The sequence below is a fragment of the Paenibacillus sp. GbtcB18 genome (assembly GCF_019091125.1).
GTDB lineage: Bacteria > Bacillota > Bacilli > Paenibacillales > NBRC-103111 > Paenibacillus_F > Paenibacillus_F chitinolyticus.
In genome coordinates this window covers 1-789 of sequence record NZ_JAGXJX010000078.1, presented here as the reverse complement: position 1 = coordinate 789, position 789 = coordinate 1, and the positions used below count along the sequence as shown (strand labels likewise).

Annotated in this window: 1 protein-coding gene; it reads right to left on the bottom strand. The window is 57.0% G+C overall.

What is annotated here, in order from left to right:
• Positions 1-789, bottom strand: a 789-nt coding sequence (locus tag KVT34_RS29590; protein ID WP_217563228.1) for a polyketide synthase dehydratase domain-containing protein, incomplete at both ends; no start/stop codon positions are given.

The window sequence follows — 789 nt, the reverse complement described above, 5'->3', positions numbered from 1 at the left end:
TCCGTCTGCTGCTTGTTCCCTCCAATAAGGGCGAAGGACGGCCGTCCCTAGCTGCTCTCCTTCCATCACTCTGGATGAGAACCCTTTCATTTGCACGCAAATCTTTCCCTCACTGTCGCATAAGTCGATGTCCAATTTCTCGACTTTATCCCCGGCCCGGCTCCCCTCGCTGTAGCGGACGAAACACCACATTTCGCGGGTACATCTCCGGAATACCCGAAGATCCTCCAAGGCGAACGGCAAGGCCGGCTTAGCCGGGTCAGAGGCTGCCCGTACACCTAGCGTGGCCTGCAAGGCCGCATCGATCAACGCCGGATGCAGGTCAAACTGTTCTTCCGTATCCGCTATGACGTCCGGCAATCTTAGCTTTGCGATGGCCCGGCCTTGTCCGACATATATTCGTTCAATCCCCTGATGAGCGGGGCCATACTCCATTCCGAGCGTTCTAAACCCTTCGTAACACTGCTCCGAGGCAAGTTCCTTTTGATGACAGCTTTCGAGCAGCGCCTCTATATTCAGCACGGGTGTATCTTCCTCCGTATAGACCCAAAGACTTCCTTCGCTGTGCACGGTGACGTCTTCATCGCCCTCACCGGGGCTAACGATCTCGTATTGGATCTCCCCGTTATCTTGCAGATGCAGTCTGGTATGGATTTCGACAACCGCTTCCGCTGCGACAACGGGTGCAGCCCACATGACATTTTGGATGTGAACGACCGAATCCGCCCCGGGCAGACACGCTCCCCGTACCGCGGCCTCCCGGGCCATTTCAAGGTAGGCGGCCCCCGG